This window comes from Spirillospora sp. NPDC127506 (assembly GCF_040302145.1).
Lineage (GTDB): Bacteria > Actinomycetota > Actinomycetes > Streptosporangiales > Streptosporangiaceae > Spirillospora.
On record NZ_JBEORG010000085.1, the window covers coordinates 1 to 6,683 of the forward strand.

Below are 6,683 nucleotides of genomic sequence, written 5' to 3' on the forward strand. Positions count from 1 at the left end.
ACGACGACGCCCTTGCCTCCGGCTCGGAGTTAGCACCACCTCTTCCTCCAGGGGACTTTCACCCCCAAGCAATCGCCCATGCTGGGCGCACCACGGGCGAAGGCCCGGAGGCGATCCGGCCTCCGGGCCTTCTGCTCGGGCTCGTCCCGCCCGGGGTCAGGCGGGTTGCCGGTCTGGCCCGCGCACGTCCACGCGGTTCGGCGTCCGTCCGGCCGCCCCGGCGCCGCTCCGGGACGCGCCGCGCCGGCGCAGCAGCCGCATGGCGTTGGCGATGACGACCAGGACCGAGATCTCGTGGACGAGCATCCCGACCGCCATGGTGACGCCGCCGGCGAGCACCCCCGCGAGCAGCAGACCGACGGTGACCAGCGCGATCGCGATGTTCTGCCGCATGACCGACACGGTCCGGCGGGCCAGGCTCACCGCCTGCGGCAGCTTGGCGAGATCGTCCTTCATCAGGGCGATGTCCGCGGTCTCGATCGCCACGCCCGTGCCGGCGGCGCCCATGGCGACGCCGATGTCGGCTGCGGCCAGAGCGGGGGCGTCGTTGACGCCGTCGCCGACCATCGCCACGACGTGGCCGCGGTCGCGCAGTTCGCGGACGACCTCCAGCTTGTCCTCCGGCAGCAGGCCCGCGTGGACCTCGTCGACGCCGACCTGCGCGGCGACGGCTTCGGCGACCCGCCGGACGTCCCCGGTGAGCATGACGACCCTCTTCACCCCGGCGGCGTGCAGGTCGGCGACCATGCGCGCCGCGCCGGGCCGGACGCGGTCGGCCACGGCGACGACGCCGACGGGCCGTCCGTCCACCGAGACCGCCATCGGGGTGCGGCCCGCGGCGGCGAGGTCCTCGACCACGGCGGACGCCGCGTCCGAACTCCCCTCGTCCTCAAGCAGCGCCAGGTTGCCCACCGCGACGCGGTGCCCGTCGAGGATCGCGACGATGCCCTTGCCCGGCACCGGTTCGGTCGCCTCCGGAAGGCCGGTGACGTCCAGGCCCGCGGCGCGCGCGGCCTCGACGATCGGCCGGGCCAGCGGGTGCTCCGACCCGGCCTCGGCGCGGGCGGCCCAGCCGAGCACGTCCGCGCGGCTCCACGCCGGGTCCAGCGGCACCACGTCGGTCGCATGCGGCCTGCCCTCGGTCAGCGTGCCGGTCTTGTCCAGCGCGACGGCGTCGATCTTCGCGGACCTCTCCAGGAACTCGCCGCCCTTGATCAGGATGCCGTCCCGGGCTCCGCGGCCGATGCCGGCGACGACGGCGACCGGGATGGAGATGACCAGCGCGCCGGGGCAGCCGATGACCAGCAGCGTCAGCGCGAGCACGACATCCCCGGTCACCAGCCCGAACACCAGCGCCAGGACGATGATGGCCGGGGTGTACCAGGCCGAGAAGCGGTCCATGAACGCCGCGGCGCGGGCCTTGGCGTCCTGCGCCTCCTCGACCCGGTGGATGATCCGGGCCAGCGTGGTGCCGGCCCCGACTCCGGTCGCCCGGACCTGCAGGAAGCCCCCCATGGACACCGTGCCGGCGAACACCTGGTCACCGGCGGTCTTCTCCACCGGGATCGACTCGCCGGTGATGGACGCCTCGTCCAGCGCGCCCGAGCCGTCGATCACCACGCCGTCGACCGGCACCTTGGCACCGTTCTTGACCAGCACCGTCTCACCGGGCTCCACGGAGGCGGCGGGCACCTCCACCTGTTCACCGGCGCGGAGCACCACGGCGACGTCGGGGGCCACCGCGACCAGCTCGGCGAGCGCCGACCTCGTCCTGCTCAGCGTGGCGTTCTCCAGCGCGTGGCCGACGGCGAACAGGAAGGTCACCGCGGCGGCCTCCCAGTACTCGCCGATGATCACCGCGCCGATCGCGGCCACCGACACCAGGAGGTCGATGCCGACCACACGGGCCGTCAGCGCCCGGACCGCGTTGGCCGCGATCCGCCGACCGGCGACCACGGCTGCCGCGACCATCAGCGCGTCCCCGACCAGCCCGGTGCCCGGGGCCGCGAACGACGCGACGATCAGGAGGGCGCTCAGCAGCGGCACACTCCACCGCCACGACCTCCACGCCTGAATCGCATCCATCTGCCCCCACCCCTCCCAGAAAAGGCATCTTTGCTGACTAATCCGGACGTTAGGCGGGATCACGTCGAAGTTCCTTGACGCACATCAAGCGTCCGCGTTCCGGGCCTTAAGGCTCCCGTGGTCAGCCGGTAACGGTCGCCGCCTGCTCCAGGGCGTCGATGTCGAGGATCAGGACGTCGCGACGGCCGCGCAGTTCGATGGCGCCGTCCGCCGCCAGCGCGGCGAACGATCGGCTGAGGGTCTCCGGCGTCGTCCCCAGGTAGGCGGCGACGTCCTTCTTCGCGATCGGCAGCCGGACGGCGGGCACGCCGTCCCGCACGTCGGCGGGGAGGTCGAGCAGGTAGGCCGCGATGCGCGCGGTGACGCCGGCGGAGGTGATCGCGGCGAGCAGCCGCTCGACGGAGGCGAGCCGGTCCGACAGCGTGCGCAGCATGCGCATGCCGATGTCGGGGTAGTCGCGCAGCAGCGTCGAAAGGTCGCGGTGGTCGAAGACGCACATCCGGCTGTCTTCAAGGGCGACCGCGTAGTGCTCGGGGCGGTAGCCGGTCAGGAACGTCCGCTCCCCCACCACGTCGCCCTCGGCCGCGGTGCGCAGGATCTGCTCCTGCCCGCTGGGCGCCAGATGGCTGATCTTGAGCCGTCCGGCGTGCATCACCAGCAGCCGGGAGACGGGCTGCCCGGGGGCGAAGACCGTCTCCCCCTTCACCGCGACCACCGGCCGCGCGAACCCGGCGACCTTGATCTGCTCCTGGCGCGTCAGCCCCTGGAAGATCGGGACGCGGGTCACGCAGAGGTCCTGCTCCTCCACCATGCCGCCAGCCTGCCACGCACGCCGATGGACGGGACTTGACCCACGTCAAGGAAACGGACGGCCGGGTTGCTTAGCGTGAGGCCAACACGCGAACACACCGCTGAGAAAGGAGATCAGGGCCGTGTCCAGTGCAACGACAGTCAAGACCGTCCTCCGTGCCGAGGGGTTCTCGTGCCCGTCGTGCGTGCAGAAGATCCAGAAGCAGGTCGGCCGTCTTCCGGGCGTCGACTCGGTGAAGGTCCACTTCGCCTCGTCCCGGATCGAGGTCGTCCACGACCCGGCGACGACCACCGTGGACGAGCTGGTGGCCGCGGTCAAAAGGGCGGGCTACGTCTCCCGCCCCGCCGCCTTCTGACATACCGCGAGCAAGCCCACTTCGGCGACCGGCGCAACGCCGCCGACAAACGCGGCGTTGCGCCCACCCACGTCCCAGCGAGGACCGCCCGGTGGCAAAGGGCGAATCCACGGGCTGCGCCGCATGCGACCGGCACCGCAGCATGGCCTACGGGCGGACGAGAAGAACGGTCGGCATGCTCGACCCTTCAGCCGTTAGATCATGTCGCCCCACGATCGTGGTCGGCCGACTCGTCCCCGAGTTCGTGCTCCTCGCCATGGCCGGGCGGCCCGGCCGCGCGGTTCTGGGCGGTGGCACCGGGGGCTCGGTCCAGCCCAAGGTCCTCATAGGAGCGGGGGTCTTCGAGCGGCTCGACGTGAGTGAAGACGGTGACCTGCGGCAGTGAGCGGCGGATGTCGTCCTCAACGGCCTCGGCGAGGTCGTGTCCCTGCTGAACGGTCCAGTCGCCGGGGACGAGGATGTGGAACGAGACGAACGCGCGGCGTCCTGACTGGCGGGTGCGGAGCGCGTGGAAGTCGACCCCGTCCCCGGTGAAGGACGCCAGCACGTCGTTGATCAGCCGGCGCTCGGCGACCGGGAGGGCACGGTCCATCAGGCCACCGGCGGAACGGCGGATCAGCACGGTGCCCGTGTAGACGATGTTGACGGCCACGATGATGGCGATGACGGGGTCCAGGCGCTGCCAGCCGGTGGCGGCGACGGCGGCGACACCGGCGATGACGCCGACGGAGGTCCACACGTCGGTCATGAGGTGCTTGCCGTCGGCCTCAAGAGTGATCGACCGGTGGCGGCGGCCGGCCCGGATCAGCACCAGCCCGACCGCCAGGTTGATCAGTGAGGCGCCCGCCGACACCGCCAGGCCGACGCCGACGTCCTCAAGGGGCTGAGGGCGGAGCAGCCGCTCGACGGCGGTGATGACGATCCCGATCGCCGCGACGAAGATCATCATGCCTTCGGCGCCGGCGGAGAAGTACTCGGCCTTGGTGTGCCCGTAGGCGTGCTCCTCGTCGGCGGGTTTACCCGCCCAGCGCAGCGCACCGAGGGCGACGAGGGCCGCGACCAGGTTCACCACCGATTCGAGAGCGTCCGACAGGAGTCCGACCGAGCCCGTCAGCAGCCAGGCACCGGCTTTCAGGCTGATGGTGGCGACGGCGGCACCGACCGACAGCAACAGCAGCCGTGTCAGCCGCCGCTGCCGGTCAGCGGACGGAACCGCGAGTGAGGCGCCCAACAAGTGCTCCTTCAGAAGACGCACGACTCCTGTGGAGTCAACCGGCAGGTTCATGGACGCTCTAGGGACCTTCGCCCCTGAGGGCCGCTTACTCGGCCGCCCTACGTTGAGCAGTGACAGGCGCGAACGCGGCCTCGCAGCCGCTCCTGCCGGGGCCGTGCGCCGCACAGGCCCGTGGAGAGGAGAGGCCATGCCCCCGCACTGCGACTCACTGGATGGACCCGTCGTCACAGCCGCCCGCCGGGCACTCGAGTCCGATGACGTGCAGGTGGTCCTACCTTACGTGCCGCTCCAGGACGAGGATGAGATCCGGTCGGTGTTCGAGAGCGTGCGCGAGGCCCGGGGTTCGGGCGATCGGGCGCGCGAGGTGGCCGACCGCCTGTTCTTCGAGACCGTCGTCCGCCTTCACCGCATGGGCGAGGGCGCCCCGTTCACTGGGCTCAAGCCGGCCGGTCTGTCGGTCGGGCCGGTCATCCCACTCGCCGAACGCGCCATCCAGGACGGCTCGCCGAAACCCGTCGCGGAGTACCTCACCGAGGTGCTCAACACGCAACTGGAACGCAGGCTCGCGGAAGTGTCCCGTCTGGCCGCCGTCAAGGATCGGTCCACCGCCGATGCCCGGGCTTACGTGGAGGCGATGCTGGGCTTCCAGGTGTACAGCCATCACCTGCTAAAGGCGATGGAGGCCCCGGCACACAGCGAACACGACGCCCACCACTAGCGAGCTGTTTTCCCATCGTGCACCAGCCAGGCCAGTAGCCACTAGGTGCCGGTGGACGCCCTAGGCTCGCAGGGGTGCGGCTCGACCTGATCACGATCGTGGTGGACGACTACGACCCGGCCATCGAGTACTTCACCGGCGCGCTTGGGTTCGACCTGGTCGAAGACTCCCCGTCGCTCACCAACGACGGCCGTCCCAAGAGGTGGGTCGTCGTGCGGCCGCCAGGCGCCCAGACCGGCATCCTTCTCGCCCGCGCCGACGGTCAACAGCAGAAGGCCGCCATCGGGAACCAGGTCGCCAGCCGAGTGGGGTTCTTCCTGCGCGTGGACGACTTCGACGCCGCCTACCGGCGCATGACGGCCGCCGGTGTCGAGTTCATCACCGCGCCTCGCACCGAACCCTACGGCCAGGTCGCCGTCTTCCTCGACATCTCCGGCAACCGCTGGGACCTACTAGGCCCCGCCGCCTGACCACCACACCCCAAAGCGGCCCCACAGCGACCACCAGCAGCGCGGACTTGACAACCCCGAGACCACCCCCGCGTACGCGGGGAGCACGGCAACCCCGTACAGACCAGCGAAACTCCACTGGGACCATCCCCGCGTGCGCAGGGAGCACACCGCCGACGGCGACGACACCGGCCAGGTGCCGGGACAATCCCCGCGTGCGCGGGGAGCACCGCCACCGGTGAGCGGCCTGCGCGCCACAGGCGGGACCATCCCCGCGTGCGCGGGGAGCACCCCGTCAAGCGCGAGGCCGCCGCCGTCGCCCTGGGACCATCCCCGCGTGCGCGGGGAGCACCGGATGAGGATCCGCGCTGCCCGGGCCGGTGGGGGACCATCCCCGCGTGCGCGGGGAGCACACGATCGTGTGACCACTTTCCGCCGTGGCCATGGGACCATCCCCGCGTGCGCGGGGAGCACGGGTCGTTCGCGCACCGGCCCCGGTACCGGCTGGGACCATCCCCGCGTGCGCGGGGAGCACCGTTACCTGGATCGTGCCGTGATCGGCGCATGGGGACCATCCCCGCGTGCGCGGGGAGCACGGCGCGTTCGGGCCCGGGATCATGTGCGGGGCGGGACCATCCCCGCGTGCGCGGGGAGCACAGCGGCGGGCACGTCCGGGCGTGGCGCGGTCGGGGACCATCCCCGCGTGCGCGGGGAGCACCGGTACGTCGTCTCCTCGTTCTGCCAGGCCGACGGACCATCCCCGCGTGCGCGGGGAGCACCGGTCCGGCGGCACGTGACCCAGGACCGTGACGGGACCATCCCCGCGTGCGCGGGGAGCACCCTGCCCCGCACGGACGCCAAGCTCCCGAGCTGGGGACCATCCCCGCGTGCGCGGGGAGCACCCGATGACCGTCAGCCGCATCCCCGGCGGTGAGGCCCTCTCTGTCAGACTCAGGGGAGACATGGGGACGAACTAGTCTTCTGTGACATGAGTAGGGCGAGACAGGGATCTTTCTAGCGTGACGTTGAGT

6 protein-coding genes and 1 CRISPR repeat array are annotated in these 6,683 nt (G+C 71.5%); of the genes, 3 read left to right on the forward strand and 3 right to left on the reverse strand.

Going from position 1 to position 6,683, the window contains the following annotated elements:
* Positions 1-156: 156 nt before the first annotated feature.
* Both ABTW95_RS35395 and ABTW95_RS35400 read right to left on the reverse strand, forming a co-directional pair.
* Positions 157-2,085 carry a heavy metal translocating P-type ATPase gene (locus ABTW95_RS35395; protein ID WP_500228604.1) on the reverse strand — a complete coding sequence of 643 codons (1,929 nt, stop codon included), beginning with the start codon at positions 2,083-2,085 and terminating at the stop codon, positions 157-159.
* A gap of 121 nt (positions 2,086-2,206) precedes the next feature.
* Positions 2,207-2,896 (reverse strand): Crp/Fnr family transcriptional regulator, encoded by a 690-nt coding sequence (locus ABTW95_RS35400; protein ID WP_500228605.1) that lies wholly within the window; start codon positions 2,894-2,896, stop codon positions 2,207-2,209.
* A 121-nt stretch (positions 2,897-3,017) separates the two neighbouring features.
* Between ABTW95_RS35400 and ABTW95_RS35405 the strand changes: the two genes are divergently transcribed.
* Positions 3,018-3,251, forward strand: coding sequence for a heavy-metal-associated domain-containing protein (locus ABTW95_RS35405; protein ID WP_500228606.1), 234 nt, complete (start codon positions 3,018-3,020; stop codon positions 3,249-3,251).
* A gap of 199 nt (positions 3,252-3,450) precedes the next feature.
* On the opposite strand, the gene ABTW95_RS35410 is transcribed toward ABTW95_RS35405, so the two are convergent.
* Positions 3,451-4,482 (reverse strand): cation diffusion facilitator family transporter, encoded by a 1,032-nt coding sequence (locus tag ABTW95_RS35410; protein ID WP_500228607.1) that lies wholly within the window; start codon positions 4,480-4,482, stop codon positions 3,451-3,453.
* A gap of 190 nt (positions 4,483-4,672) precedes the next feature.
* Here ABTW95_RS35410 and ABTW95_RS35415 point away from each other — a divergent pair, with 190 nt between their 5' ends.
* Together ABTW95_RS35415 and ABTW95_RS35420 are read left to right on the forward strand one after the other, a co-directional pair.
* Complete coding sequence (locus tag ABTW95_RS35415; RefSeq protein ID WP_500228608.1) at positions 4,673-5,203, forward strand: DUF6448 family protein; 531 nt, start codon at positions 4,673-4,675, stop codon at positions 5,201-5,203.
* A 74-nt stretch (positions 5,204-5,277) separates the two neighbouring features.
* Positions 5,278-5,673: a VOC family protein gene (locus tag ABTW95_RS35420; protein ID WP_500228609.1), complete on the forward strand. Its 396-nt coding sequence runs from the start codon at positions 5,278-5,280 to the stop codon at positions 5,671-5,673.
* A 58-nt stretch (positions 5,674-5,731) separates the two neighbouring features.
* A CRISPR array of direct repeats spans positions 5,732-6,554; the repeat unit is 29 nt; unit sequence GGGACCATCCCCGCGTGCGCGGGGAGCAC.
* Positions 6,555-6,683: the final 129 nt, after the last annotated feature.